20 protein-coding genes are annotated in these 26,974 nt (G+C 71.3%); 5 read left to right on the top strand and 15 right to left on the bottom strand.

The genetic code is table 11. The annotated features are described in order from the left end of the window. Window positions 1–34 precede the first annotated feature (34 nt). Genes QSK17_RS08050 through QSK17_RS08025 form a run of 6 tightly spaced genes read right to left on the bottom strand, consistent with a single transcriptional unit; the run spans window position 35 to window position 6,610 of the window. A complete protein-coding gene (locus QSK17_RS08050) occupies window positions 35–1,012 on the bottom strand; it encodes an ABC transporter ATP-binding protein (protein WP_285703888.1) in 978 nt (325 codons plus the stop codon). Then, window positions 1,009–1,977: an ABC transporter ATP-binding protein gene (locus QSK17_RS08045; protein WP_285703887.1), complete on the bottom strand. Its 969-nt coding sequence runs from the start codon at window positions 1,975–1,977 to the stop codon at window positions 1,009–1,011. The genes QSK17_RS08050 and QSK17_RS08045 overlap by 4 nt, the downstream gene beginning before the upstream one ends. After that, entirely contained in the window at window positions 1,970–2,938 is a 969-nt protein-coding gene (locus tag QSK17_RS08040) for an ABC transporter permease (protein ID WP_285703886.1), read from the bottom strand. The genes QSK17_RS08045 and QSK17_RS08040 overlap by 8 nt, the downstream gene beginning before the upstream one ends. After that, on the bottom strand, window positions 2,938–3,990 hold the full coding sequence (locus tag QSK17_RS08035; protein ID WP_285703885.1) for an ABC transporter permease: 1,053 nt from the start codon (window positions 3,988–3,990) through the stop codon (window positions 2,938–2,940). The genes QSK17_RS08040 and QSK17_RS08035 overlap by 1 nt, the downstream gene beginning before the upstream one ends. Beyond that, entirely contained in the window at window positions 3,987–5,690 is a 1,704-nt protein-coding gene (locus tag QSK17_RS08030; protein WP_285703884.1) for an ABC transporter substrate-binding protein, read from the bottom strand. Before QSK17_RS08030 ends, QSK17_RS08035 begins: the two co-directional genes overlap by 4 nt. A gap of 17 nt (window positions 5,691–5,707) precedes the next feature. Further along, window positions 5,708–6,610 carry a proline iminopeptidase-family hydrolase gene (locus QSK17_RS08025; protein ID WP_285703883.1) on the bottom strand — a complete coding sequence of 301 codons (903 nt, stop codon included), beginning with the start codon at window positions 6,608–6,610 and terminating at the stop codon, window positions 5,708–5,710. Between the two features lie 289 nt (window positions 6,611–6,899). Here QSK17_RS08025 and QSK17_RS08020 point away from each other — a divergent pair, with 289 nt between their 5' ends. Then, window positions 6,900–7,670, top strand: a complete 771-nt coding sequence (locus QSK17_RS08020; RefSeq protein ID WP_285703882.1) for a FadR/GntR family transcriptional regulator — start codon at window positions 6,900–6,902, stop codon at window positions 7,668–7,670. Here QSK17_RS08020 and QSK17_RS08015 read toward each other — a convergent pair. Both QSK17_RS08015 and QSK17_RS08010 read right to left on the bottom strand, forming a co-directional pair. Next, the gene (locus QSK17_RS08015; protein WP_285703880.1) at window positions 7,636–9,018 is read right to left on the bottom strand and encodes a leucyl aminopeptidase; all 1,383 of its coding nucleotides are present in this window, start codon (window positions 9,016–9,018) and stop codon (window positions 7,636–7,638) included. The two genes, QSK17_RS08020 and QSK17_RS08015, sit on opposite strands and share 35 nt — an antisense overlap. Before the next feature lie 245 nt (window positions 9,019–9,263). Beyond that, entirely contained in the window at window positions 9,264–10,724 is a 1,461-nt protein-coding gene (locus QSK17_RS08010) for an MFS transporter (protein WP_285703879.1), read from the bottom strand. A gap of 61 nt (window positions 10,725–10,785) precedes the next feature. Here QSK17_RS08010 and QSK17_RS08005 point away from each other — a divergent pair, with 61 nt between their 5' ends. Further along, window positions 10,786–11,883 carry a helix-turn-helix transcriptional regulator gene (locus QSK17_RS08005; protein WP_285703878.1) on the top strand — a complete coding sequence of 366 codons (1,098 nt, stop codon included), beginning with the start codon at window positions 10,786–10,788 and terminating at the stop codon, window positions 11,881–11,883. A 736-nt stretch (window positions 11,884–12,619) separates the two neighbouring features. Next, window positions 12,620–14,026: an HNH endonuclease signature motif containing protein gene (locus tag QSK17_RS08000; RefSeq protein ID WP_285703876.1), complete on the top strand. Its 1,407-nt coding sequence runs from the start codon at window positions 12,620–12,622 to the stop codon at window positions 14,024–14,026. Between the two features lie 323 nt (window positions 14,027–14,349). Here the strand turns inward: QSK17_RS08000 and QSK17_RS07995 are convergent, their stop codons facing one another. After that, window positions 14,350–15,996 (bottom strand): amidohydrolase family protein, encoded by a 1,647-nt coding sequence (locus tag QSK17_RS07995; RefSeq protein ID WP_285703875.1) that lies wholly within the window; start codon window positions 15,994–15,996, stop codon window positions 14,350–14,352. Window positions 15,997–16,052: 56 nt separating this feature from the next. Between QSK17_RS07995 and QSK17_RS07990 the strand changes: the two genes are divergently transcribed. Then, window positions 16,053–16,835: a MerR family transcriptional regulator gene (locus tag QSK17_RS07990; protein WP_285703874.1), complete on the top strand. Its 783-nt coding sequence runs from the start codon at window positions 16,053–16,055 to the stop codon at window positions 16,833–16,835. 71 nt (window positions 16,836–16,906) lie between these two features. Here the strand turns inward: QSK17_RS07990 and glnII are convergent, their stop codons facing one another. From glnII to dnaK, 6 genes are all read right to left on the bottom strand, one after another. Next, window positions 16,907–17,920: a glutamine synthetase gene (glnII, locus tag QSK17_RS07985; RefSeq protein WP_285703873.1), complete on the bottom strand. Its 1,014-nt coding sequence runs from the start codon at window positions 17,918–17,920 to the stop codon at window positions 16,907–16,909. 95 nt (window positions 17,921–18,015) lie between these two features. Further along, entirely contained in the window at window positions 18,016–20,637 is a 2,622-nt protein-coding gene (gene clpB / locus QSK17_RS07980; RefSeq protein ID WP_285703872.1) for an ATP-dependent chaperone ClpB, read from the bottom strand. Window positions 20,638–20,639: 2 nt separating this feature from the next. Further along, a complete protein-coding gene (locus QSK17_RS07975; protein WP_285703870.1) occupies window positions 20,640–20,945 on the bottom strand; it encodes a chaperone modulator CbpM in 306 nt (101 codons plus the stop codon). Then, window positions 20,942–21,871: a DnaJ C-terminal domain-containing protein gene (locus QSK17_RS07970; protein ID WP_285703869.1), complete on the bottom strand. Its 930-nt coding sequence runs from the start codon at window positions 21,869–21,871 to the stop codon at window positions 20,942–20,944. Before QSK17_RS07970 ends, QSK17_RS07975 begins: the two co-directional genes overlap by 4 nt. Before the next feature lie 6 nt (window positions 21,872–21,877). Next, window positions 21,878–22,522 carry a nucleotide exchange factor GrpE gene (locus tag QSK17_RS07965; RefSeq protein ID WP_285703868.1) on the bottom strand — a complete coding sequence of 215 codons (645 nt, stop codon included), beginning with the start codon at window positions 22,520–22,522 and terminating at the stop codon, window positions 21,878–21,880. Between the two features lie 2 nt (window positions 22,523–22,524). After that, complete coding sequence (gene dnaK / locus QSK17_RS07960; protein ID WP_285703867.1) at window positions 22,525–24,411, bottom strand: molecular chaperone DnaK; 1,887 nt, start codon at window positions 24,409–24,411, stop codon at window positions 22,525–22,527. Between the two features lie 279 nt (window positions 24,412–24,690). On the opposite strand from dnaK, the gene QSK17_RS07955 reads away from it, so the two are divergent. After that, window positions 24,691–26,922, top strand: coding sequence for a helix-turn-helix transcriptional regulator (locus QSK17_RS07955; RefSeq protein ID WP_285703866.1), 2,232 nt, complete (start codon window positions 24,691–24,693; stop codon window positions 26,920–26,922). Window positions 26,923–26,974: the final 52 nt, after the last annotated feature.

Here is a 26,974-nt window from a genome sequence, read left to right as displayed (position 1 = left end):
ACCCGAACATCCACCTGAACACCCGCCCGACGGGTCACTCCCCGGCGACCGCTCCCGGGGAGATCGGGAAGTGACAGGCCACCTGGCGGCCCGCGACGGAGCGCAGAGCCGGACGTTCGGTACGGCAGCGCGCCTGGGCCGCCGGGCACCTCGGGTGGAACGAGCAGCCGTTCGGCCGATCGATGGGGCTCGGGACGTCCCCGGTGAGCACGACGCGCTCACGGCGGGGCGCTCCCGAGCCGTCGTCGATCTCCGGTACGGCCGACAGCAGGGCGTTCGTGTAGGGGTGGGCGGGCGCCGCGTAGAGCTCCTCCGCCTCGGCCACCTCCACGACCTCGCCCAGGTACATCACCGCGATCCGGTCGGACACGTGCCGGACCACGCCGAGGTCGTGCGCGATGAAGACGTAGGTGAGGCCCAGCTCCTCCTGAAGGTCGGCGAAGAGGTTGAGCACCTGCGCCTGCACCGAGACGTCCAGCGCGGAGACGGGCTCGTCGGCCACGACCAGTTTCGGGTTGAGCGCGATGGCGCGGGCGATGCCGATGCGCTGGCGCTGCCCGCCGGAGAACTCGTGGGGGTAGCGGTCCAGGTGCGCCCGTGTCAGACCCACCAGGTCGAACAGCTCGGCGACCCGGTTCCTGATCGCCGCCGCGTCGCCGTACTTGTGGATGCGCAGCGGCTCGGCGACCGCGTCGCCCGCCGTGCGGCGGGGGTTGAGCGAGGCGTAGGGGTCCTGGAAGACGAGCTGCATGGCCGGCCGCAGCGGGCGGAGCCCGCGGCGCGACAGGGTCGTGATGTCCTGCCCCTGGAACTCCACCGTGCCCGAGGTGAGGTCGGTCAGCCTGACCAGGCAGCGGCCGAGCGTGGACTTGCCGCACCCGGACTCGCCGACCACGCCGAGCGTCTCGCCGCTCATGACCTCCAAAGAGACCCCGTTGACGGCCTGTACGGCACGGCCGCCGCCCGCGCGGAAATGTTTGACCACGTCCGTGGCCGAAAGCAGAGTGCTCATCGCGACCTCTTCTCTTCTGGCAGCCAGCAGGCGTCGAGATGACCGGACTCCCCGGTCGAGGGCTCGGTCAGCGGCGGGACCTCGGCGCAGGCGTCGAAGCGGTGGACGCAGCGGTCGGCGAACGGGCAGCCCCGCTCCGCCGCCCCCGGGGTTCCGGGGATGGTGGGGAGGCGGCGCGCGCGGGGACCGCCGACGCGGGGTACGGAGTCGAGCAGGCCCCAGGTGTAGGGATGGCGGGGGGCGTGGAAGACCTGACGGCGGGTGCCGCGTTCGACGGCCCGCCCGCCGTACATGACCAGGACCTCGTCGGCGATCTCCGACACCACTCCCATGTCATGGGTGATCATCACGACGGCGGAGCCGTACTCGGTGCGCAGACGGCGCATGAGGTCGAGGATCTGCGCCTGCGTGGTGACGTCCAGCGCGGTCGTCGGCTCGTCCGCGATGAGGAGGGCGGGGTTGCAGGACAGGGCCATCGCGATGACGGCCCGCTGGCGCATGCCGCCGGAGAACTCGTGCGGGTAGGCGTCGACCCGCTGCTCGGGGGCCGGGATGCCGACCTCGCCCAGGAGTGTGATCGCGCGGTCGCGCGCCGCGCGTTTGGAGACCTTCTCGTGGGCGCGGATCTGCTCGGCGATCTGCCAGCCGATCGTGTACACGGGGGTGAGCGCGGTCATCGGGTCCTGGAAGATCATGGCGATCTCCCGTCCCCGGATGGCGCGCATCTCGGCGTCCTTCACCGTGAGCAGGTCCCGGCCGCGGAAGACGACGTTTCCGGTGATCCGCGCACCCGGGGTGCGGATCAGGCCGAGCACGCCGAGCATCGACACGCTCTTGCCCGAACCCGACTCCCCCACGACGCCCAGTACCTCGCCGGGCCGCACGGAGAAGGACAGTCCGTCGACGGCCGTGAAGTCGCCGAAGCGGATCCTCAGGTCACTGACTTCAAGCAGTGGTTCAGGCACGGCGCACCCTCGGGTCGAGCCGGGCGTACAGGACGTCCACCACGGCGTTGGCCAGCACGACGAAGAAGGCGGCGTACAGGACGGTGCCCATGATCACGGGCAGATCGAGGTTCTGCAGCGCCTGGTAGGTGAGCTTGCCGACCCCGGGCAGGCCGAAGACCACCTCGGTCAGCAGCGCCGCCCCGCCGACCAGCGCCCCGAAGTCGAGGCCGAACAGCGACACGATCGGGATCAGCGAGCAGCGCAGCGCATGCTTGATCAGGACCCGTCGCTCCGACAGGCCCTTGGCCCGGGCCGTACGGACGTAGTCCTCGTTCAGCGCGTTGATCAGCTCGCCGCGCAGCAGCCTGGCGTAGATCCCGGCGTACAGCAGAGCCAGCGTGAGCCAGGGGAAGAGCAGGTGCAGCGCCCACTGGCCGACGCCCTCGGACAGCGGCACGTAGCCCAGCGGCGGCACCCAGGAGAAGACCGAGTCGTGCAGCTGCTTCTGGGTGATCAGGTTGACGACCTCACCCAGCCAGTAGACTGGGAGGGAGACGCCGAAGACGCCCAGCAGCATGACCAGCGGGTCGACCAGGGTGCCGCGCATGGCGCCGGCGAGGGTGCCCATGGCCACGCCCAGGACCATCCAGATCACGGCCGCGCCCACGACGAGCGAGAGCGTGACCGGGATCGCCTCGATGATCTGCGGGATCACGAGCGTGCCGCGGTTCACGAACGAGGTCAGGTCGTGGGAGATGAACAGGTGCTTCATCATCAGCGCGTACTGCACGGGCAGCGGCCGGTCGAACCCGAAGGACGCCCGCACCTGCGCCAGCGTGGCGGGGTCGGCGTTCTTGCCCGCGATGCGGGCGGCGGGGTCCACGCCGGGGGTGGCGAAGAAGATGAGGAAGACCAGCACGCTGATCGCGAACAGGACGAGCACGGCGGCGCCGAAGCGGCGCAGGATGTAGCCGACCATCAGGCGCCTCCTCGCAGCCGGGCGTTCGGGTCGAGAGCGTCGCGCACGCCGTCGCCGAGAACGTTGAGGGCGACGGCGGTCAGGCCGACGCACAGGCCGGCCGCGATCGTGATCGTGGGCCGGGTGTAGAGCAGGGCGAGGCCGTCGTTGATGATCGTCCCCCAGCTCGCGTCCGGGGACTGCACGCCCACCGACAGGAACGACAGGGCCGACTCCGTCAGCATGTTGAGCGCGGTCATCAGCGGCAGGAACACCACGACCGTGGGCAGCACGTTCGGCAGCACCTCGCGGCGCATGACGCGCAGGTCGGACGCGCCGAGGCCGACCGCCGCGTGCAGGAACTCCTTGTTCCGCAGCGCCATCACCTGGCCGCGTAGCGGCCTGGCCACGTACGGCACGTAGATCAGCGCGATGATGACGACGGGGAGCGCGAGGCTGCCCGCGTCGATGTGGATCGGGCCCAGGTGCAGCCCGCTGGTGAGCAGCACCACCGACAGGCAGATCGCCAGCAGGTAGACCGGGAAGGCCCAGATCACGTCGAAGAAGCGGGAGAGCACCGCGTCGATCCAGCCGCCGAAGTATCCGGCGAGCACGCCGAGCACCGTGGCGAGCCCGCAGCACAGCACCGCCGAGGAGACGCCGATGAGCAGGCTGTTGCGGCCGCCGTACAGGAGCCTGGCCATGACGTCGCGGCCCTGGTTGTCCGCGCCGAGCAGGTAGTTGCCCGGGTCCCAGGTGGGGCCGATCGGGGTGACGCCCAGGCCGAGGCCCTCCGTGCTCTGGGCGAGTACCGGCACCCGCTGTCCGTTCACGATCGCGGTGCCCGAGGCGTTGGACGTGAAGGGGTCGGTGTGCGCGATCACGTTCGCGTAGACGGGGGCGAGCAGGCAGGCCAGCACGATGAGCAGCAGACCGGCTCCGGCGATCATCGCGGACCGGTTGTGCCTCAGCCGGCCGAGGGCCCGCCGCCACGGCCCGGCGGACGGCCGGGCCGGCTGCACGGCCGGCTGGGGGGCGGCGGCCGGAGCGGTGGTGGGGGCGGCGCTGGTCACTTGACCCACATCTGGTCGAGCAGCGCGTGGAACTGCGCGTGGAACTGGTAGTTACCGACGTTCTTGGAGACGAAGTCGATCTGCTTGGGGTTGAAGAGCGGGACGATCGGGCCCTGCTTCATGAGCTCCCTGTCGAGCTCGCCCCAGAGCTTGCCCGCGGCGGCGGGGTCGGTCTGGTCCAGCTTCATCGCTTCGGCGATCTTGGCGTCGACGTCCTTGTCGCAGAAGCCGGAGATGTTGATGCTGGCGTCGCTGCCCTCGCGGAACGAGGCGCAGGAGAGCAGGACGTTGATGAAGTTCGAGGCCGCCGGGTAGTCGGCGTACCACTGGGAGACGCTGAGCTGGACCTTGTTCTTGGTGTTCTGGATGTAGGTGAAGTGGATGTTGGTGGAGATGACCTTCAGCTTGGCGTTGTAGCCGATCTGCTCGAGCGTGCTCCGGACGTACTCGCCGATCTGCTTGCTCACGTCGTCGTCGGAGACCACGACGGAGACCTCCTGGCCCGCCGTGCCCGACTTCTGGACCAGCTCGGTGGCCTTGGCCAGGTCCTGCTGGGGGAAGTCGCAGAAGTCGGCGTGGCCGGGGAAGGCCGGCGGCAGGATCGTGCAGGCCGGCTGCGCCACGTTCGCGCCGCCGAACATCTTCACCAGGGCGTTCTTGTCGAACGCCCACTGGAGCGCCTCCCTGGCCTCCGGCTTGTCGAAGGGCGCGATGTTGACGTTGAGCGGGATGTACCAGAAGGCGGCGAGCGGGTTGACGTGCGCCTGCTGCGCGTACTGGGTGCCGATCTCGGTGAGCCGGTCCGCGGGCAGCGGGTCGAAGATCCAGTCGGCCTGGCCGTTCTGGACCGCGGTGACCGCGCCCTCCGGGGTGAGGCCGTAGTTGTAGTCGATCTCGTCGGGGTAGCCCTGCGGCTGCGCGTCACGCGACCACTCGGTGAAGTGAGGGTTGCGGACCAGCTTCATCATCTTGTTCGGGTTGTAGGACTCCACCTTGTACGGCCCGGTGCCCGGGATCGGAGTCGTGCCCTGGTCCTTGTCGGGGGTGCCCTTCGGCAGCACGGCGGCGTGCGGGAGGGCCAGCTTCTGCAGGAACTCCGAGTCCGCCTCGACGAGGTTGATCGTGATCGTGTTCGCCGCCTCGTCGGCCACGACGCCCTTGTCGAGGGTGCAGCCCGCGGGCTTCTTCACGCAGTCGGCGCCCCCGGCGATCCCGGAGTAGAACGTGCCGGACGTCGGGCCGGAGACGCGGAAGATCCGCTGGAACGACGCCACGACGTCGTCGACCGTGACCGGGTCGCCGGTGGCGAACTTGACGCCCTGACGCAGCTTGAAGGTGTACGTCTTGCCGTCCGCGCTGACCTGCGGCATCTCCTCGGCGAGGTCGGGGACGATGTCGTACGACGACTTCCCGCCGACCTTCCGGAAGGAGACCAGGCCGTCGTAGACCGCCTGGAAGACCTGCCAGTTGCCGTTGCTGTAGTTGATGTGCGGGTCGAGCGTGCCGTCACCCGACTTGGCCAGCAGGCGGAGCGTGCCTCCCTTGTGCTGCTCCTGGAATCCGGCGGCGGCCTGGGCCGGCTGCGACGCCGTGTCCGGACCCGCGGCTGTGTCCGTGCCCGGGGCGGCGCCGCCTCCCGAGCAGGCGGCGACGCCGACGGCCAGCAGTGCGGCTCCGGCGATGGCGGTGATGCGCTTCATACGGGGATCCCTCACGATCAGTCGGTGGAGTCGAGGAAGTCGCCGACGATCTGGAGGTAGAGCTCTTCCTCTTCGATGTGCGGCATGTGACTGGAGTGCTCGAACAGCTCCCAGCGGACGTCGGGGATGTGGTCCGCGAAGGGCTGGACGGTGCGAGGGGTCGCCTCGTCGTGCCGACCGGAGACGAGCAGGGTGGGAACGGCGATCCTGTCGAGCCGGTCGATGACCGACCAGTCCTTCAGGGTGCCGACGACGTGGAACTCGCTGGGCCCGTTCATGGTGTGGTACACCGTCGGGTCGGCGAGGGTCTTGGCGTCGCTGGCGAGGACCTCCGGCGGGTTGGGCACGATCGTGCAGACGTGCCGCGCGTTGAAGACCTTCTCGGCCCCCCGGTACTCGGGGCTGTCCGTGGTGCCGGCCGCCTCGTGCTCGCGCAGCGCGCGCTCCACGTCGGCGGGCAGCTCGGAGCGCAGCCGGTCGCACTCCTCGCGCCACAGCCCCATCGAGGCCGGCGAGTTGGCGATGACCAGGCTCCGCAGCCCGGACGGCACGCGCACCGCGTGCTCCGCCGCCAGCATGCCGCCCCAGGACTGGCCGAGCACGTGGTACCGCCCGGCGATGCCCAGGTGGGCCAGCAGGTTGTCCAGCTCGTCGAGGAAGAGCTGGACGGTCCAGAAGTCGGCGCCCTTCTCCGGCAGGTGGGTGGAGAGGCCCACGCCGATCTGGTCGTAGTGGACGACGGCCCGATCCCGCTCGGCCAGGCGCGCGATCCGGAGGGTGTAGTCGTGGGCCGCGCCCGGTCCTCCGTGCAGCACCACGAGGGGCGCCTTCGGGGAGGCGAGGTCGCCGGTCACGCGGTACCAGGTCTGCCACTCGCCGAAGGGAGCCAGCCCGTGAGCGGTCGGTTCGGGAATGGCCAACGCACAACCTCCAGGGGGATACGGGGGAGACGAGATGTCGCCAGATGAGACAGATGTCCGTTGTCTGGACAGCATATGGATAAATGGCCTGGACACAAGACCTTTTTTGAAATCGGCCGCTTGGGTAAGGTGCGGTTCACGTCACACTCCCAGAGAGGACCTTTCCCTGAGCTCCCGGACCCCGGCCGAGGAACCACCGCCGACGCACCAGCAGCAGCCGCAGCAGCTCACCCGGCCGGCGCCGGGCACCGCTCCCCCGGCGGACGATCTGACCCGTGTCCTCGGCCAGGTGCTCGACGGCGGCCGGCCGACGGGCGTGCTCGGCCCGGTCCGGGTGCCGTCCGTGGCGACCGAGGTGGCCGACCGCCTCATGACCGCCATCGCGATCGGCGACTACCTTCCGGGCCATCGGCTACCCGGCGAGCGGGAGCTGGCGACCCTGCTCGACGTCAGCCGCGCCACGATCCGCGAGGCGATCGGACGGCTGCAGGCCGTCGGCATCGTCGAGATCAGGCGCGGCCGCACCGGCGGCGCCTACGTCCGCACGAGCTGGACCGAGGCGACCGCCGCGGCCGTCCGGCGCACGCTGGTGCCGCGCTGGCCGGAGCTGGAGCAGCTCTTCGACCTGCGCGGGCTCGTCGAGGGCATGGCGGCCAGGGCCGCGGCGCTCCGCCGTACGGACAAGGACCTGAGCGCGATGCGGAGCGCGCTCGACGCCTACGCGGGGGCGTCCAGCCTCCGCGAGGAGCAGGAGGCCGACGCGGCCTTCCACGCGGCCGTGGTCACGGCCGCGGGCAACCCCCAGATCAACGCGCTCACCCGCGACCTGCTGATGCGGGTCAGCCTCGGCTTCCCGACCGAGCCGTACGGCGAGGACGACCCGGAGACCTACCGGCAGGCGCTGAGCGAGCACCGCGCCATGTACGAGGCGATCTCCGCGAGGGACGCCGAACGGGCCGGGTCCATCGCGGAGCGCCACTTCACGCTGACCGCCGACATGATGCGGGCGATGCTGGAGCGCGGACTCAACGACTCTCGAGATAGCCGATCAGGGTCCTGACCATCGCCCCGGTGGCTCCCGCCGGGCCGAGGTCGGTGGCCTTGTCGAGGTAGGCCGTGGTCGCGAAGTCCAGGTGCGCCCACGGGACGCCGCCGGTGAAGTTCTCCAGGAACAGGGCGGCCAGGATCACGTCGGCGTGCGCGCCTCCGTCGTTCTTGAAGTCGGCCACGTCCGACTTGATCCGCTCCAGGTAGGGACGCCACATCGGCATCTCCCAGAGCGGCTCTCCGGCCGCCTCTCCCGCCTCCGTCAGCGCGCCGAGCAGCGCGCGGTCGTTGCCGAGGATGCCGGTGATGTCCTCGCCGAGCGCGTGCATGACCGAGTAGGTGAGGGTGGCCGCGTCGATGATCGCGTCGGGCCGGCGCTCGGCCAGGTAGGCCAGAGCGTCGGCCAGGACCAGCCGCCCCTCGGCGTCGGTGTCGACGACCTCCGTGGTGACGCCGTTGCGGTGCCGCAGGACGTCGCCGGGACGCGTGGCCGACCCGCTGACCATGTTCTCGGCCGCGGGGACCACCGCGACGACGCCGGTGCGCAGGCCGAGCCTGGCCGCGGCCCGGACGACCGCCAGCATCGTGGCGCCGCCCGCCATGTCGCTCTTCATCGTCGCCATGGCCTTCTGGCTCTTGATCCCGAGGCCGCCCGCGTCGAAGGTGATGCCCTTGCCCGCCAGGCCGACGACCCCGCTCTTCCCGTCGCCGGGGTAGCTCACCTCGATCAGGCACGGCGGGTTCGCGCTGGCCGCGCCGACGCCGAGGATGCCGCCGAAGCCGCCCTCGCGCAGCTCATCGGCGGCGAGGACGCGTACCTCCAGCCCCGACTCCTCGGCCATCTCCACGGCCCGCCGGGCGAGCGTCATCGGGACCAGGTCGCCGGCGGGGGTGTTCACCAGATCGCGGGTGAACGTCACCGCGTCGGCCACCGCCTCGGCCCGCGCGACCGCGTCCAGGTCCTCGGGGGCCAGCAGGATCAGGCGTTCGACGGCCCGGCCCTCGGGGGCGCTCTTGTATCCGTCGAACCGGTAGCCGCCGAGGCGGACGCCCTCGACGACCGCTCCGGGGTGCGGCAGCGCGACCGCGACCGTGGCGAACCCGGCCATCCTGGGCGCCGCGTGCCCCACCGCCCGCCGTACGGCCCGCTCGTCGGCGTCGGGCTCCAGGCCCACCAGCAGGACCGCTCCCGCCTGGAACGGGTCACCCGCCCGGCGCGGCACCAGGAGCTCCTCGCCCGGCCGTCCGGCGAACCCGGCGCGATCGAGCTCGAAACCCAGGTCCGCGCCGGCGGACGCGGGCAGCACGAGGAGGTCGGCGTCGACCTCGGTGGGCGCGTGCGGGGAGAAGGACACCTCCACGAGGCACTCCTAACAGGGGAAGTTCCGGAAAGGGAAAATGGTCCGTTGAGTGAACCATAAAGACTCCCCTGTTGACCAGAGTGCCTCTCACCATGCGATACGGCCCTGACACTCCGACGACCACGACCGAGGTCGACGCGGGGCCCGGGATACCGCCACTGGCCGTTCCGATGCGGCCGGGTCAGGGTGTGGGTTCGGTGACGAGTTCGATCTCAATAGCCAGGACGCCGAGAGCTTGGGGCGGGTCAGGCCTGGTGGGCGCCGGCGGTCTTGGGTAGGGCGAGCATCAGCAGGGCCGCGGCCAGGTAGGCGACGACCTGCCAGGGCATGACGGTGGCGAGGGCGCTCCCGAATACGTCCACTGCGGAAGGGGCGGGGGCGAGCGCGGTGAAGAAGACGGTGCCCAGGACGGCGACCCCGACAGCGCCGCCGATCTGATTGACCGTGGACAGGACTCCGCCGGCGGCACCGGCGTGTCGGCCGGGGACGCCGGCGAGGACGACGTTCACCAGGATCGGCGCGGCCAGCCCGAGGCCGAGCCCACCGAGGAACAACGCGGCCGCCAGCGGCCAGTAACCCGGCTGTCCCCCGTCGCGGACCAGAACCCAGATCACGGCCTGAGAGACGGCGAGAACCAGCGAGCCGGTCACGAGCAGGACTCGTCCGGCCTTGGCAGCGAGCTGGACGCCGAGCCCGGAGGTGACCATCGACCCGATCGCGTAGGGCAAGATCACCAGCCCGGTGCCCCACGCGGACCGCCCAGTGCCCGCCTGCAGGTACAACGACAGCATGAGGAAGAACGACCCGAGAGCGCCGAAGAAAAGCACCGACGCGGCCAGGCCTGCGGCGAAGGTCTTGATGCGCAGCAGCCCGGGGTCCAGCACCGGCTGACCGCCGCGGGACGCGAGCCCACGCTCATAGGTGACGAACACGCCCAACAGGCCCACGCCGGCGGCGAGCAGGACCCAGCCCCACCAAGGCCCGCCCCAGTCCCGGCCCTGCACCAGCGGCAGGAGGATCAGCGCGATCGCCAGGGCGGACAGCATGGCCCCGGCCACGTCGAGGCGGGCACGCCGTTCGGCGGTGGACTCCGGCAGTACCCGCACCCCGAGAACCAGTGCGACGACGGCGACGGGCACGTTGACCCAGAAGATCGTGCGCCAGGCCAGGCCCCACAGGTCGGTGTCCACCAGTGCCCCACCCAGCAGCGGCCCCGCGACGGAGGCAAGGCCCTGGACGGCGCCGTACGCACCGAAGGCCTTCGCCATCGAGGCCGGGTCGAACGAGGAACGGATGATCCCGAACACCTGCGGGACCATGAACCCGCCCGCGAGGCCTTGCAGGACCCGCATCGCGATCAACACGCCCGCAGACGGTGCGAGCGCGCACGCCGCAGACGCGATCGCGAACCCGGCCAGGCTGGCGAGGAAGACCTTGCGGCGGCCGTACTCGTCGCCGATCCGGCCGCCGGTGATCAGCCCTGACCCCAGGGCCAGGGTGTACGCGGCGAGCATCCACTGCAGTTGGGCCTGGGTGGCGTGTAAATCCTCGGCGATGGACGGCGCCGCGACGGTGACGATCGTGACGTCCAGCAGATCCATGAACGAGGCGAACAGGACCACGAGCAGCGGCAGGGCGGCGCGCCCGCCGGCCACGGTCGACGGCGACGCATGGGACGGCGCCACAGAGGAGTTCTCAGTGCTCATGGCCGCACCGTGACACCAGTGGCGGTCACCGAGTGACCGCTATTGGTGTCAGTCTGCCGGCATGGCTGACACGTCCGCACGGATCCTGCGACTGCTGTCCTTGCTCGAGGCGCGAACCGAGTGGCTCGGTGCCGAACTCGCCACGCGACTGGGCGTGAGCGCCCGCACCTTGCGGAGGGATGTCCACACTCTGCGCGAGCTTGGTTATCCCGTCGAAGCGGCCAAGGGGCCTGGCGGTGGCTACCGGCTCGGGGGTGGCGGGAAGCTGCCGCCCCTGGTCCTCGACGACGACCAGGCGATCGCCATCGCGATCGCCCTGCAGACCGCACCCGCGACCGTCGCCGGCATCGACGACGCCGTCACCCGGGCATTGACAACGCTGCGGCAAGTGATGCCCTCTCGACTGCGGGCCGCGTCCGAGGCGTTCGAGCTCACGGCCCTACGCAACTACTGGGAGTTCGCCGCCCCACCCGTTGGCATCGCGACGCTGCAGGCCGTGGGGGCAGCGATCCGCACCCACCGCACGCTGCGCTTCGACTACCGCTCACCCGACGGACTGATCCCGAACCCCGGTGAACCGGACTTCACGCCGCCACGGGAGGTCGAGCCCCACCATCTCGTCGTGTGGGCCGGCCGCTGGTACCTCATCGCCCGCGACCGACGGACCGGTGAATGGGGCACCTATCGCGTCGACAGGATCGCCCCACGCAACCCTGCCGGCGCGCTGTTCACGCCCCTGCCCCTGACCGACGAGGACCTCACCCAACTCGTGATTCAGAACCCCGACCGCGGCGACACCGCCGCGCAGTGGCCGTGCCGTGGCAGCGCGACCATCGATCTGCCCGCCAGCGTCGTCGCCCGCTGGGCACCTGGCGGCTCCGTGGTCGAACACATCGACGAGCGACGTTGCACGCTCACCATCGGCGGCTGGTCTTGGATGGGAGTCGCCGGCCTGTTCGTCACCTTCGACTCCGACCTGTACGACATCGAGCCCGACGAGCTCCGTGACGCACTTCGCCAACTGGCCATCAGGCTTCGCCAGGCCCAATCTCTCACACAGCGAGAGGCCTCCGAGCGACACTCAACGGCTGCCCCGCGTACCGCCCGTACGCAGCCGCCTCGTCACATAAATGCCCACCAAACGGAATGCCATCCATGATGCTCACAAATAGTGCATGTGTGATTACTTAAAGTTGTTCATCGAACGTGTGAACGATATCCTCGCAGAGGGTCAACCATCAGAGCGGGAGGGGAGGCGCGAAGAGATGATGCTTTCGGGTGGCGTGCTGCTGTCACGCCGACCGGAGGACATACCTCCGTCCCGCTCATCCGACGCGCCTGCCGCATCACCGCGACGGCGCGGGTCCAGGCGGCGCACGCGGTTCATCGCGTCCGATCGCTTCTCCGGTGACTCCTACGGCGCGGTGCTCCTCGACCGCGCTCGCAGTTCCGACGGTCGTGGGGGAGCCCCTGATCCCGCCCCGCACGACACAACCCGCCCCGAGGGGCGAGCTGCACGACGCGAGCCGGGCGACACGGCGTGCTCTGACGGGCGAGGTGAGCGAGGTGGCGGGCCGGATGAGACGCTGTCTTGGGCTCGGCGGCTGCTCGGCCTTCCGTACGCGGCAGTAGACCAGAAGCCTGACGGCGGTGGACGGCCTTCGGGTCCGGCACGATCGCCGATCGCGTCCGCTTTTACAGGGCCCGCCTGCCCTGGCGAGCGGACGGCCGAGCCAAGGGAAGAGGCCGACGGTGGGGGCGGGCCGCAGCGCCTCGGCAGCGATGGCGGTGCTCTTTTCGGTCGGGACGAGCCGCGGCCCGGGTACAACCGTGACGACCTGTCGGCCTGGGATGGGATCTGGCAAGGCCGCCGCCCCGCCCTCGGCGAGCCGTTCGTGAACCGTCCCCTGCGGGCCGGTCGGGATGATCGGCAGCAGGACGGGCACCGGGACGGTGAGGGCCGCCAGGGCTTCGAAGGTGATGGCCCGGCTGCTGGTGGTGATTGCCGGGTAGGGGACTGGCCCGATCTGAACCTGGCCGGACGCGACGTCATGGACCTGCTGGCTCGTGCCGAGCGGCTGGCTGCGGCTGCGGGGAAGGTGCAGGGCGAGACCAAGGCCGGGGCTGGAGCCGAGGCTGAGACTCAGACTGGCGCTGGGGCCGGTGTTGGCACTGGGGCCGGTGCCGAGGTCGAGGTGGCGATGGCGGAGATCGTCGCGTTGGCCCGGGCGATCGATCTGGCCGAAGCCGCGATCGCCGCTCGCCTCCAGATAGCCGAGGCCGGGAAGGGCCACCAGTTGTTCGGGCGGCGGTCGATCGGAGCATGGCTGGCAGCGGCCACCGGCTCACGCACGGCCCGCGCCGGAGAACGCGTCACACTCGCGCGGCAACTGCCGCGCCTGCCGCACACCGCCTGTCTGCTCGCCTCCGGCCGGCTGTCGTTCGGGTATGCGGCGACGATCGCGTCCACCACCCGGCATCTGGATGACGCCGAGACCGAGCTGGCCGAGCCGATCCTGCTGCAGCTCGCGCGGGCGTCGGCGTCCACGGTCGAGGACGTGGCCCGCGCCGGTCAGACCATCATCGAGACGATCGACCCGGAGGGGAGGCTGGCGCGGGCGGCGGCCAAGACCGAACGCCAGCACCTGACCATCGCCGAGACCGCGGATGGGATGGGCCGTCTCAGCGGGCTGCTCGACCCGGAGTTGAAGATGCAGTTGAAGACGTGGCTGGAGCCTCTGGCCGTCAAGACCGACGGCACTGACATGCGCAGCCACGCCCGCCGCATGGCCGACGCCCTGGCCATCCGCCTATCAGAGGGCGGGCGGCGCACCGTGATGCACGTATCAGTCACCGAGCAAACCCTGACCGGCCAATCGGAAGAGCCGGCCTTCCTGGAGGACGGCACCGCTATCCCGGCCGAGGACGCGCGCCGGATGGCCTACACCGCTGAACTCCGGCGGGTGCTCCGCGACGCTGACGGGATCGTGAGGGATTTCGGGCGGGCGCGCCGGCTGGCTTCGGCTGATCAGCGGGAAGCGATCCTGGCCAGATACCGGACCTGCTGCCGCGAAGGCTGCGACGTCCCCGCCTACCTGGCCGAGATCGACCACATCGAGCCGTGGTACCCGACCGGCCGCACGGATTTGGACAACCTCGCGCCGTTGTGCGCGGCGGACAACAAGTGGAAGTCCCGCCACCCGGACCGGGTAGAGGTGATCGATCAGGGGGACGGGACGGTGTCGATGCGGTTCCACCGGTATTCCAAACTCCGCCCCCGACGCTGGACCGACAGGCGGTGACCAACGACCGCAAACCGCGACCCGCAAGCGGCGCACGGCGAGCAGCGAGCCGCATCCGCGAATCGGCGAGCGGATCGCGGATCGGCGCGCGGCGAGCGGCGAGGTTGATCGCGGCGCCCACCCGACGATCCGGCCCCGCCCACGGACCTGGGCCTGCCGGAGCGCACGGGAGGACCCCGCCTTTTCCTGTTGAAAGGGCGGGGGCAGAGGTGGACGTGGACCTGCCATCCGTCTTCCGTGCGCGGAGCTTGGGCCGCAGGTCGCTGAAGTCTGGCCTGGCCCTGCTCACGCCGGCGGTCGGCCCATACGGATAGTGCGGCCGCTCAGCCGGCGGGCCGGTCGAGCGACAGGTCCAGGTCGTCGAGGCCGAACCACTGGCCGGACGGCGGTTGATCGATCATGGGGTCGGCCCAGCGGAGCCGGACGCGGTCGGGGGCGGCCTCGACGATCCTGGCCTCCCGCCAGGCGGGGTCGTCGCCGACGCGGGCCCACCAGGGCTCGGCCAGGCAGGCCAGCCCGCGGGCACGCACGTCGGCGACGGCCTCGTCGCGATCAGTGGGGTCGCCGAGCGGCGCCCCGAAGATCGTCATGGCCTGCCAGCCTCCGGACGTCGGCACCACCCGGCCCACCGGCTCGCCGTCGTCGCGCCGCACCTCCTGGGGCGCGGGGAAGCCCGGCCACATCTCCCCGATCGCCGTGACGATCTTCTGTGCCGAGTCCCTCTGCCAGCGCACGCCCACGCGCTCGGCCTCGCTGCCGGCGTACGCGCCGGGATCGACGCGCCGGCCGAGCACCCACACTTCACGGATCCGCTGGGTCGCGGCGATGTCGGCCGTCGGGTCACCCGCGACGAGCACGAGGTCGGCCCGGCGCCCCACGGCGATCTCGCCGCGGTCGGCCAGGCCGAAGACCGCGGCCGGCGTCGAGGTCGCGGCGGCCAGAGCCTCACCCGGGGTGAACCCGGCATCGACCAGGTGCTGCAGCTCCCGGTGCAGGCTGGCTCCGAACACGAGCCCGGGGTTGGGGGCGTCAGTACCGGCGAGCACCCGCAGGCCCGACTCCAGAAACGCCACGGTGTTGTACCGCTGCGCGGCGCCGTCCGGCGGCTCGGGCGGCATCCACCGCAGGGCCTGGCGCTCGATCAGGCGCCGCCACCGAGCGCCCAGCCGCCCGGCCAGGTGCGGCTGGGCCAGCAGCGGCATGACGCCGTCCTGGCCTGGGAATCCGTCGACGACGCTCAGCGTCGCGATGACCGCCACACCGCACCGGGCCACGTCACGGATCTGCGCGTCCGTCATCCGGTCGAACGGCGCGTGGGCCAGGACGTCGACCCCGCACCGGGCCACCGTCACCGCCCCGGCCGCGGAGGACGCGTGCGCCACGACCGGCAGGGCATTGTCGTGGGCGGCGGCGACCAGCGCCTCGATCGTCGGGATGTCCAGAGCGGGGATGTCGAGCATCGCGCCCGAGCCGTCGTCGTAGATCACCTTGAGGTGTGTCGCCCCTTCGGCCACCCTGGCGGCGACGAAGGACACCGCGTCCCGCGGTCCGGCGACGTACGGGAAGGGCGCGTACGCGATGGTCGGGTGCCCGCCGGGAGCGGTCGCGCCGACACTCGACGTCCGCATGTCGGCCTGGACGGGTCCCGCGCCGCGCGCCGACGCGGCGACGGCGGACCGCTCGGGGACGATGGTCTCCGGCTTGCTGAACATGTCGAGGACCGTCGTCACCCCGAACACGGCCGCCAACCGTGTACAACCCGGAAGCAGGTGGACGTGCGCGTCGACGAGGCCGGGCAGGAGGGTCGCGCCGGAACCGTCGACGACGGCGTCGCCCGCCTGGGTCACGGACGCGTCCCCGACGGCGGCGATCCGGCCGGCGCTGACACGGACGTGCGTGACACCGGGGATCAGGCCGCCGCCGCCGAAAACGCGGACGTCTGTGATGGTGAAGGGCGGGTGCGTGCTCATGCCCCCGACGCTAGAAGTTGACGTAACGAGAAGGTCCAGCCGTTTAGGGTGCGAGTGTGGAGCACTCGATCAGCGAGGTCGCCCGCATGTCCGGCCTCACCTCTCGCACGCTGCGGCACTACGACGACATCGGGCTGCTGTGCCCCGTACGGACGGCGAGCAACGGCTACCGCTGGTACGGGCGCCGGGAGCTGCTGCGCCTGCAGCGGATCCTGTTCCTCAGGGAGCTGGGCGTCCCGCTCGGCCAGATCGGCCGGATCCTCGACGGCGACCGGGACGGGGTCGCCGCGCTGCGGCGGCACCGCGCGGACCTCGTCGCCCACCGCGACCGGCTTGAGGAGATCATCGCGACCGTCGACCGCACCATCGCCGATCTCACCGGCCAGGCGCACCTCAGCGAGGAGGAGTTCTTCACCGGCCTGTCGGCGCGGCGGGACGATCTCCGGCGGGACATCGAGGCCCGGTACGGGGCCGGCGCCGGGGAGCACTTCGCCAGCGCGGACGCGGTCACCGGCCGGTGGACCCGCGAGGAGCACGAGCAGGCCGCGGCGCAGGGCCGCCGGCTGCTGCGGCGGCTCTCGGACGCGCGTTCCAGCGGCACGGCCCCCGACAGCGCCGCCGTCCTCGACCTCATGACCGCGCACTACCAGGGGGTCCGGCTGCTGTGGCCGGCCGACGCGGCGGCCTACCACGCGCTGGCGGACCTCGTGACCGGTAATCCCGACCAGCGCGCCATGATCGAGGAGATCGACCCGCTTCTTCCTCCCTGGCTCGCCGACGCGATCCGCGCCTACGCCGTCCGGCGGCTCGGTTACGTCCCGGCGCGAGGCGGCGGATGAGCCACCCCGACACGCGTACGGCTCCCGCCCAATGCGGGGCGGGAGCCGTACGTACGGAGTCGGGGCGGGGATCAGACCTGGCCGGCCTTCTCCAGGGCGGAGCAGCAGGTGTCCACCATCAGGCGGGTGACCACGTAGGGGTCGACGTTCGCGTTCGGGCGGCGGTCCTCGATGTAGCCCTTGCGCTCGATCTCGACCTGCCACGGGATGCGGACCGAGGCGCCGCGGTCGGAGACGCCGTAGCTGAACTTGTCCCACGGCGAGGTCTCGTGGTGGCCGGTGAGGCGGTCCTCGATGCCGTGGCCGTAGTTCTGGACGTGCTCCATGGCGTTCTCGGCCAGGGCCTCGCAGGCGGTGATGATCGGCTCGTACGCCTCGCGCATCGCCTTGGTGGAGAAGTTGGTGTGCGCGCCGGCGCCGTTCCAGTCGCCCTTCACCGGCTTGGGGTCGAGCGTGGCGGCGACGTCGAAGTCCTCGGCGACGCGGTACAGCAGCCAGCGGGCGATCCACATGTGGTCGGCCACCTCGACCGGGCCCAGCGGGCCGATCTGGAACTCCCACTGACCGGGCATGACCTCGGCGTTGATGCCGGAGATCCCCAGTCCGGCGGCCAGGCAGAGGTCGAGGTGCTTCTCGACGACGTCGCGCCCGAAGACCTCGTCGGCGCCGACACCGCAGTAGTAGCCGCCCTGCGGGGCCGGGAAGCCGCCGATCGGGAAGCCGAGCGGACGGCCGTCCTGGAAGAAGGTGTACTCCTGCTCGATGCCGAACCACGACTCCTGGTCGGCGAACCGCTCGGCCACCTCGGTGAGGAGCGCGCGGGTGTTGCTGGAGTGCGGCGACATGTCCGGGTTGAGCACCTCGCACAGCACCAGCACGTTGTCACCGCCGCGAATCGGGTCGGGGCAGGTGAACGCGGGCTTGAGCACGCGGTCGGAGGAGTGGCCGCCGGCCTGGTTGGTGCTGGATCCGTCGAAGCCCCAGTTCGGAATGGGTGCGCCGTCCGCGAGGATCCTGGTCTTGGACCTGAGCTTCGCCGTGGGCTCCGTGCCGTCGATCCAGATGTACTCAGCCTTGTAGCTCACATCGATCCCCTTCACGAGCGTGCGTGCTTTTCATCGGCACGCCCGAGAATGCCAACGGACCGTTTCGGACCTTTTGCCCGAATGTGAACAGTATGTTAATCCGATTCCGGATTACGGAATCCGACCACCAGCTCGCCCCCGGACACCCCGACCATGATCGTCGCGCCGTCCTCGACGTCTCCCGCGAGCAGCGCGCGGCCGATCCGCGTCTCCACCTCGCGCGAGATGAACCGCCGCAGCGGCCGCGCGCCGTACACCGGGTCGTAACCCTCCTCCGCGATCAGGCGGCGGGCCTCCTCGGTGACCTCCAGCGTCATCCGCCGGTCGGCCAGCCTGGCCCTGATCTCGCCGAACATCAGGTCGACGATCCGCTCGGTCTCCGCCTCGGTCAACGGCTTGAACAGCACGATGTCGTCGACCCGGTTGAGGAACTCCGGCCGGAAGTGGCGCCGCAGCGCCCCCATGACCTGCTCCCGGCTCTCGGGCTTGATCTCCCCGTTGGGGGTGACGCCTTCGAGGAGGTACTCCGACCCGATGTTCGAGGTCATGATGATGACGGTGTTCCTGAAGTCGACCGTACGGCCCTGCGCGTCGGTCAGCCGCCCGTCGTCGAGCACCTGGAGCAGCGTGTTGAACACGTCCGCGTGCGCCTTCTCGACCTCGTCGAACAGCACCACCGAGTACGGCTTGCGCCGTACGGCCTCGGTGAGCTGGCCGCCCTCCTCGTAACCGACGTAACCGGGAGGTGCGCCGACGAGCCGGCTCACGGTGTGCCGCTCCTGGTACTCGCTCATGTCGAGCCGGACCATGTTGTCCTCGGTGTCGAACAGCGCCGCGGCCAGCGCCTTGGCCAGCTCGGTCTTGCCGACGCCGGTGGGGCCGAGGAAGATGAACGACCCGATCGGCCGGCGCGGATCCTTGATGCCCGATCTGGCGCGGATGACGGCGTCGGCGACCAACTGGACGGCCTCGTCCTGGCCGACGACCCGCTCGTGCAGGATGTCGTCCAGGCGGAGCAGTTTCTCCCGCTCGCCCTCCTGGAGCCGGCTGACCGGGATGCCCGTCCAGCGCGACACGATCGCCGCGATCTCGTCCTCGGTCACGACCTCCCGCAGCAGGCGGCTCCGGCCCTGCTTGGCCTCCAACTGCTTCTCCTCCGCGGCGAGCCGCCTGGCCAGGTCCGGCATCCGGCCGTGGCGCAGCTCGGCGGCGCGGTTGAGGTCGTAGCTCCGCTCGGCGATCTCGGCCTCGTGGCGCACCGTCTCCATCTCCTCACGCAGGGCCTGCACCTTGCGCAGGGCGTGCCGCTCGGCCTCCCATTGCGCCCGCATCGCGTCGGTCTCGGCGCGCAGGTCGGTCAGCTCCTTGCGCAGGTCCTCCAGCCGGGAGCGGCTCGCCGGGTCCGTCTCCTTGGCGAGCGCCGCCTCCTCGATCTCCAGCCGCATCACCCTGCGGGTCAGCTCGTCCAGCTCGGCCGGCATCGAGTCGATCTCGGTACGGAGCATCGCGCACGCCTCGTCCACGAGGTCGATGGCCTTGTCCGGCAGAAACCGGTCGGAGATGTAGCGGTGGCTGAGGACGACCGCGGCGACCAGCGCGTTGTCCTGGATCTTCACGCCGTGGAACACCTCAAGACGCTCGCGCAGCCCGCGCAGGATGGAGACGGCGTCCTCGACCGACGGCTCGTCCACGAGCACCGGCTGGAACCTGCGCTCCAGGGCCGCGTCCTTCTCGATGTGCTTGCGGTACTCCTGCAGGGTCGTCGCGCCGATCATGTGCAGCTCACCGCGGGCGAGCATCGGCTTGAGCATGTTGCCCGCGTCCATGGCGCCCTCGGTCGCGCCCGCGCCCACGACGGTGTGCAGCTCGTCGACGAACAGGAGGATCCGGCCTTCGGCCGCCTTCACCTCGCCGAGCACGGCCTTGAGCCGCTCCTCGAACTCGCCGCGGTACTTGGCTCCGGCGATCAGCGCGCCCATGTCCAGGCTGAAGATCGTCTTGTCGCGCAGGCCCTCGGGCACGTCGCCGCGAACGATCCGCTGCGCCAGCCCCTCGACGATCGCCGTCTTGCCGACGCCGGGATCGCCGACGAGGACCGGGTTGTTCTTCGTCTTCCTGGAGAGGATCTGGACCACCCTGCGGATCTCGCTGTCCCTGCCGATCACCGGGTCCAGCTTGTCCGCCGCCGCGTCCGCGACCAGGTCCCTGCCGTACTTCTCCAGGGCCTCGTACGCGACCTCGGGCGTGGCGGAGGTGACCCGCTGGTGGCCCCGGATCTCGGTGAGGGCCCGCAGGAACCTGTCCCGGGTGAGGCCCTGCTCGCGCAGCAGGCGGCCCGCCGGCGTCTCCGCGCCCTCGTCGATCAGCGCGAGCACCAGGTGCTCGACCGACACGTAGTCGTCCTTGAGCCGCCTGGCCTCCCGGTCGGCGGCGTCGAGCACGCGGGACAGCCGCTGGGTCACGAAGACCTGCCCGGGGGTCGCGCCCGGCCCGCTCACCTGGGGGCGTCGGCTCAGGCTCTCCTCAAGTTCGGAGCGCAACTTGCCGGTATCGGCTCCGGCCCGGGACAGCAGGCTCGGGATGAGCCCCTCGGGCTGCGCGAGCAGCGCGAAGAGCAGGTGCTCACCGTCGACCTCGGTCTGCCCGAGGCTCATCGCCAGTGCCTGGGCGTCGTTCAGGGCCTCCTGGGACTTCTGGGTCATGCGGTTCGGGTCCATGATCAACCTCCGGTCGTACGCGAGCGGGCCCGCAGGGCGGCCTCCAGCTCGGTCACGCGATCGAGCAGGTCGATCACCAGGCCGACCGAGGCGTAGTTGACGGCGAAACCGGCGCGCAGCCGCTGGATCCTGGCGACCACGGCGAGCTGGGACGGCGCGAGGCAGGGCCGGCCCGCGGCGTCGGGTACGGCGTCGAGCAGGCCGAGCGCGACCAGCCGCCGCACAAGCTCGGGATGCAGGTTCGCGGCCCGCGCGAACGTGTCCAGATCCATCCGCAGCCGGTCCGTCCGGACGAGGGCGTAGGTCATCGTCGGCTCCTCGGGTCGAAGCCGGAGACCGCGGACAGCTCCTCGAACAGCCGCCGCTCCTCATCGGTGAGGTGCGGCGGCACCATGATCCGGGCCTCCGCGAGCAGATCCCCCGGCGTGCCACGCGGGTTGGGCAGTCCTCGGCCGCGCAGCCGCAGGTGACGGCCGCTGGACGTGCCGGCCGGCACGCGCACCTTGGCCTCGCCGCCCGGTGTGTCGATCGCGACCGTCGCGCCGAGCGCCGCCTCCCACGGGGCCAGCAGGAAGGTGACGTGGATGTTCCGGCCACGGACCTCGTAGCGGGGATGAGGGGCGATCCGGACGATGAGGTAGAGATCGCCCGGGGGCGCGCCCTCGCCGCCGCGGCCGCCCTGGCCGGCCAGCCTGATCCGCTGCCCCTCGGTCACCCCGGCAGGGATGGACACGTCGACCTTCCGCCCGCTGGGCAGCGTGAGCGAGCGGCGGGCGCCCCGGTAGGCGTCCTCGACCGTGACCGTGAGCTCGGCCTCCTGGTCGGCGCCGGGAACGGGCCCCCAGCGGCGGCCGCCACGGCGCCCCCCGAAGATCCCGCCCAGGAGGTCCTCGAAGTCCGCGCCCCCGAGGTCGCCGCCGACGGACTCCCACGCGGGCGCGGCACGCCCTCTGGTCCGGGCGCCGGCTCCGGCGCGGGCGCGGGCCCACGTCTCCGGGTCCACGTCAGGAGGCACCTGGCGGAAGTCCGGGCCGAACGCGTCGTACCGCTTGCGCGTCTCAGGGTCGGACAGCACCTGGTTCGCCTCCGAGATCTCCTTGAACCGGTCCTCGGCGCCCGGGTCCTTGTTCACGTCGGGGTGGTAGGACCGGGCGAGCTTGCGGTAGGCGCGCTGGATCTCCGCCTGGCTCGCGGTCCGCGCCACCCCCAGTACCTCGTAGAAGTCAGCCGCCATCCGCCCTCAGTCCGCCTTCCGGGAGACGACCACGGACGCGGGCCGGAGCAGGTGCTCCGCGTCGCCGTAGCCTGGCCGTACGACCTCGATGATCGTCCCGGGCGGCGCGTCGGGGTCGGGCACGGCGCCGACCGCCTCGTGCAAGGCCGGGTCGAACTTCTGCCCGATGCTGTCCTGGCGCGGGAATCCGAGCCGGGCCAGCACCGCGACCGCCTGGTCCCGTACGGCCCGCACTCCCTCGATCACCGCCTCGGCGTGGCCGCCCGCAGTGCCACCCGCAGTGCCGCCCGCAGTGCCGCCCCCGGTGCCGCCCGCCGTGCTCACGGCGCCGGGAGTGCCCGGGGAGCCGGCCATGCCGTCCCCGGCGTGACGCAGGGCGAGTTCGAGGTTGTCGAGCACGGGAAGCCATTCCGCGGCCACCCTGGTCCGTTCCTCCAGGCGCTGCCGCTCCGTGTCCCTGGCCATCCGGCGGCGTACGGTGTCCAGCTCGGCGACGGCGCGCAACCACCGGCCCTCCAGCTCGGCCACCATCTCGTCGGTCTCGCTCCGGCCCCGCTCCTCGTGGCGCGCCTCGGCCCTGGCCTCGGCGGCCGGGGGCTCCCCTCGTGTCTCGTCGGGGCCGCCGGCGCGGCCCTGCTCGCGCTCGCTCATAGTCAGTCCGACGTGGTGAACTCGGCGTCGATGACGTCGTCCCCGCCTCCGCCGCCCGCACCAGGCGGAGGGCCCTCACCCTGGGCGCCCGGCCCGGCGGCGGACGCGCCGAGGCCGTGGTAGACCTGCTGCAGCTCGGCGGTGAGGGAGCGCAGCCGGTCGAGCGGCACCTCCTCCTTGATCGCCTGCCGGGCGTCCACGACCAGCGTCTCGGCCCGCGCCTTCTCGTGTACGGGCACCGCCTGGCCGAGCTCGTTCACGCGGCGCTCGACGGCGTAGGCGACGGTGTCCAGCTCGTTGCGCGCGTCGACCAGCTCGCGGAGCCTGGCGTCCTCGCCACGGTGCCGGTCGGCGTCCGCGACCATCCGGTCGACCTCGGACCTGTCCAGGTTGGAGCTCTCGCTGATCGTGATGCGCTGCTCCGCGCCGGTGTCCTTGTCCCTGGCGCCCACGTTGAGAATGCCGTTCGCGTCGATGTCGAAGGTGACCTCGATCTGCGGCGCGCCACGCTGCGCGGGCCGGATGCTCTCCAGGCGGAAGCGGCCGAGGGCGCGGTTGTCCGCGGCCCGCTCGCGCTCGCCCTGGAGCACGACCACATCCACCGCGCTCTGGTTGTCCTCCGCCGTGCTGAACGTCTCCGTCCGGCGGGCGGGGATCGTCGTGTTCCGCTCGATGACCTTGGTCATCACACCGCCGAGGGTCTCGACGCCCAGCGACAGCGGGGTGACGTCGAGCAGCAGGACGTCCTTCACCTCTCCCTTGATGATCGCCGCCTGGGTGGCCGCGCCGACGGCGACGACCTCATCCGGGTTGACGGTCATGTTGGGGTCCTTGCCCCCGGTCATCCGGCGTACCAGGTTCTGCACGGCGGGCATGCGGGTCGCGCCGCCGACGAGGATGACCTCGTCGATGTCGTCGGGGGTGAGCTTGGCGTCGGCCATCGCCTGCTCCACCGGCTTGGTGCAGCGCTCCACCAGGTCGGCCGTGATCTGCTCGAAGGTCGAGCGCATCAGCGTCGTGTTCAGGTGCTTGGGGCCGTTGGCGTCGGCGGTGATGAACGGCAGGCTCACCGTCGTCTGGGTGACCGACGACAGCTCCACCTTGGCCTTCTCCGCCGCCTCGAACAGCCGCTGAAGCGCCTGCGGGTCCCGCCTGAGGTCGATGCCCTCCTGCCGCTGGAACTCGTCGGCCAGATGGTCGACGATCCTGCGGTCGAAGTCGTCGCCGCCGAGGTGGGTGTCCCCGGAGGTGGAGCGGACCTCCAGCACGCCCTCGCCGATGTCCAGGATGCTGACGTCGAAGGTGCCGCCGCCCAGGTCGAAGACGAGGACGGTCTCGTTCTCCTTCCTGTCCAGCCCGTACGCCAGGGCGGCCGCGGTCGGCTCGTTGATGATCCGCAGTACCTCGATTCCGGCGATCTTTCCGGCGTCCTTGGTGGCCTGCCGCTGGGCGTCGTTGAAGTACGCGGGCACCGTGATGACGGCTTCGGTGATCTTCTCGCCGAGGAACCTCCCGGCATCCGCGACGAGCTTCCTGAGCACGAGAGCGGAGATCTCCTCGGGGGCGTACTGCTTGTCGCGCACCTGGAAGCGCACCGCGCCTCCGGGCCCCTCGACCACGTCGAAGGACACCGCGTGCATCTCGGTGGTGACCTCGTCGTACCGGCGCCCGATGAAGCGCTTGGAGGAGTAGATCGTTCCCTTCGGGTTCAGGATCGCCTGCCGCCGGGCGAGCTGACCGACGAGCCGTTCCCCCTGATCCGTGAACGCGACGACCGAGGGGGTCGTCCGCGATCCCTCCGCGTTGGGGATCACCGACGGCTGTCCGCCTTCCATCGCGGCGATCACGGAGTTCGTGGTGCCCAGATCGATGCCGACTGCCTTCCCCATAGGGCGCTCCCTCATCCACCTGTACGGACCGTCCGGCCGATCCGTCATGCGCGTCCGACTTCGTCCCGGCTTCATCCGGCTTTACTACCCGGCTGTACGGGGCCGCACATGCGGCATCGCGCCGGCGACGGCGGCGTCACGTGGGCGGGCCCTTCTTTTGAGGGTCGCCTGTGGCCCGCCGGGCCACACCGTCAAATCGTGTAGTCGTCCCGGATACGGGTAGCCGTCACATCAACTGACCAGGTATTTCGCGGCATGACATCTTTCGGGGGACATGCGATGCGGGCATGCGAACTGGCCGCCGTCGCCGGGCTGCTGGAAAGGGCAGGAGCCGGCGAGGGCGGCACCCTGCTGATCGACGGCGAGCCGGGGACCGGCAAGACGACACTGCTCTCCCGGGCAGCCGAGCAGGCGGCCACACAGGGATTCTCCCTGGCCGCGGGCGCCGCCGAGGAGCTCGACCGGCTCATCCCGCTGAACCCGCTCCTGACCGCGTTCGACGACCTGCCCGCCGAGAGCGACCCCGCCGCCGAGTGGCTGGAGGCGCGGCTGGAACGCCTCCGGATCCACATGGAGAAGCGGATGGTCACCGGACCGCTGCTCGTCACGCTGGACGATCTCCATTGGGCGGATCCGGCCACGCTCATGGCGGTGCGCACCCTGCACTGCCGGTTGGCGCACCGGCCGCTGGCCTGGATGCTCACCCGCTCGACCGATGGCCCGGACCACGAGACCGAGCGCCTGTTCGACGTCCTCGAACGGCAGGGCTCGGGCAGGATCGCCCTCAGCCCGCTGCCGGACGACGCCGTCGCCCGGATCGTGGCCGACCTGCTGCACGCCCGCCCGGAACCCGGCCTGCTCGCCTTCGCCTCCGGCGCGGGCGGCAACCCGTACCTGCTGGTCGAGCTCGTCAACGGGCTGCGCGACGAGGGCGTGATCGAGATCACGGGCGGAGATGCCCGGCTGCTGTCCCCCGTGCTTCCGCGACGCGTCCGGGTCCTCGTACGGCACCGCCTGGACCGGCTGGGCCGCGAGGCCCGCCACCTGGTGGAGGCGGCCGCCGTGCTCGGGCGGTCGTTCTCCCCCGACGACGTGGCCGAACTGCTCGGCGCGTCCCCCGCGACGCTGCTCCCCGCGATGGAGGAGGCGCTGGCGGCCGGCCTGCTGGTGGCGGCCGGGGACGATCTCGCCTTCCGGCACGAACTCGTCTGGCGGGCCGTCCTCGCCGGCCTGCCCCGGCCGCTGCGGCTGGCCCTCCGCCACCAGGCCGAACGTCACCAGGCTGCTCGCCTCTCACCCCTCGACCACGGGCACTTCGACCGCGGATACGTCGACCACGGGGACCTCGACGATCCGGTCTGGACGGACGCCGACCGGGTGCACGGCCAGGCCGTTCTGCGCGCCCGTGCGGCGCTCGCGTCGGGACGGCTCGACGAGGCGGGCACCCACGCGGAAGCGTCCCTTGGCGCCGATGACAGCCCGGCGCACGTGCGCGACGGCCCGGTGACCGGACTCATCGGCTCACTCGCCTCATCCGTGCTGGTCGCGGTCGCGCTGCGGCGCGGCGATCTGCGCGCGGCGCTCGCGCATGCCCCGGCCCGGCCTTCCGGCCGCCCGTCCACGCGCGCGCGTCCCGCCGCCGACCTCATCCGCGCCATGGCCGCGGGGCAGGTGATCGAGGCGGGCGAAGGGGCGGAACGCGCGATGGAACACCTGCTCCGGGATCAGGTCTACTCCGGGCTCGCGCGGCGTCCCTGGGTGCTCGCCGTGGAACCGGCCTGCGCCGCCTGGCTGGTCCGCCTGGCGCTCCGCACAGGGGACCGCGAACGGGCCGAACTCGTCGTGGCCGCGCTGGACCGGCTGTCGGAGGACCGGCCGCGCGAGGACCGGCCGTGCGAAGGCCGACCGTGCGAGGACCGACCGCGCGAGGACCCACCGACCGGAGACCGGCTGCTTGGCGAACTGCTGTGTGGAGACCCGCCGACCGCTGATCGTCCCGGCCTTTTCGTCGCCGTGTCCGCGCACGTGCGCGGGCTGCTCGACGACGATCCGCGCGCGCTCGCGCTGGCGGCGGACCGGGCGGCCGATCCCTGGTCGCGCGCGTCGGCGGAGGAGGACCTCGGCATGCTGCTCTGCCGTACCGGCGACCGGACGGCCGGGGTCGAGCGCCTGAACCGCGCCCTCGCCGGATACGAGGAGTCGGCCGCCGTGCGGGACGGCGCCCGGGTCCGCCGCCGGTTGCGCCAGGAAGGCGTTCGCCGCAGACACTGGACCTACGCCGACCGGCCGGTCGCCGGGTGGGACAGTCTCACCGACACCGAGCGCACGGTGTCCCTGCTGGTCGCCCAGGGGTGGACGAACCGCAAGGTCGCCGAGCAGATGTTCATCAGCGTGCATACGGTGGCGTTCCACCTGCGGCAGATCTTCCGGAAGCTGGACATCCGTTCCCGGGTGGAACTCACCCGGCTGACCGTGGAACACGCCGCCGGACATCCGTCCGCCTCATCCTGACCCCGCGCTGGACCCCACCGTGCTGACCCGCGTGCTGACCCCCCGTGTTGAA

Origin of the sequence: Microtetraspora sp. NBRC 16547 (assembly GCF_030268965.1) — a bacterium.
In the GTDB taxonomy this organism is placed as follows: domain Bacteria; phylum Actinomycetota; class Actinomycetes; order Streptosporangiales; family Streptosporangiaceae; genus Microtetraspora.
Note: the sequence above shows the minus strand (reverse complement) of the source record. Positions and strands in the feature narration are given on the sequence as shown.

Coding starts and splice junctions, on each gene's coding strand:
- QSK17_RS08050 (WP_285703888.1), bottom strand. CDS start 1,012: ATGAGCACTCTGCTTTCGGCCACGGACGTGGTCAAACATTTCCGCGCG.
- QSK17_RS08040 (WP_285703886.1), bottom strand. CDS start 2,938: ATGGTCGGCTACATCCTGCGCCGCTTCGGCGCCGCCGTGCTCGTCCTG.
- QSK17_RS08030 (WP_285703884.1), bottom strand. CDS start 5,690: ATGAAGCGCATCACCGCCATCGCCGGAGCCGCACTGCTGGCCGTCGGC.
- QSK17_RS08010 (WP_285703879.1), bottom strand. CDS start 10,724: ATGAGCACTGAGAACTCCTCTGTGGCGCCGTCCCATGCGTCGCCGTCG.
- QSK17_RS08005 (WP_285703878.1), top strand. CDS start 10,786: ATGGCTGACACGTCCGCACGGATCCTGCGACTGCTGTCCTTGCTCGAG.
- QSK17_RS07995 (WP_285703875.1), bottom strand. CDS start 15,996: ATGAGCACGCACCCGCCCTTCACCATCACAGACGTCCGCGTTTTCGGC.
- clpB (WP_285703872.1), bottom strand. CDS start 20,637: ATGGACCCGAACCGCATGACCCAGAAGTCCCAGGAGGCCCTGAACGAC.
- QSK17_RS07975 (WP_285703870.1), bottom strand. CDS start 20,945: ATGACCTACGCCCTCGTCCGGACGGACCGGCTGCGGATGGATCTGGAC.
- QSK17_RS07970 (WP_285703869.1), bottom strand. CDS start 21,871: ATGGCGGCTGACTTCTACGAGGTACTGGGGGTGGCGCGGACCGCGAGC.
- QSK17_RS07965 (WP_285703868.1), bottom strand. CDS start 22,522: ATGAGCGAGCGCGAGCAGGGCCGCGCCGGCGGCCCCGACGAGACACGA.
- dnaK (WP_285703867.1), bottom strand. CDS start 24,411: ATGGGGAAGGCAGTCGGCATCGATCTGGGCACCACGAACTCCGTGATC.
- QSK17_RS07955 (WP_285703866.1), top strand. CDS start 24,691: ATGCGGGCATGCGAACTGGCCGCCGTCGCCGGGCTGCTGGAAAGGGCA.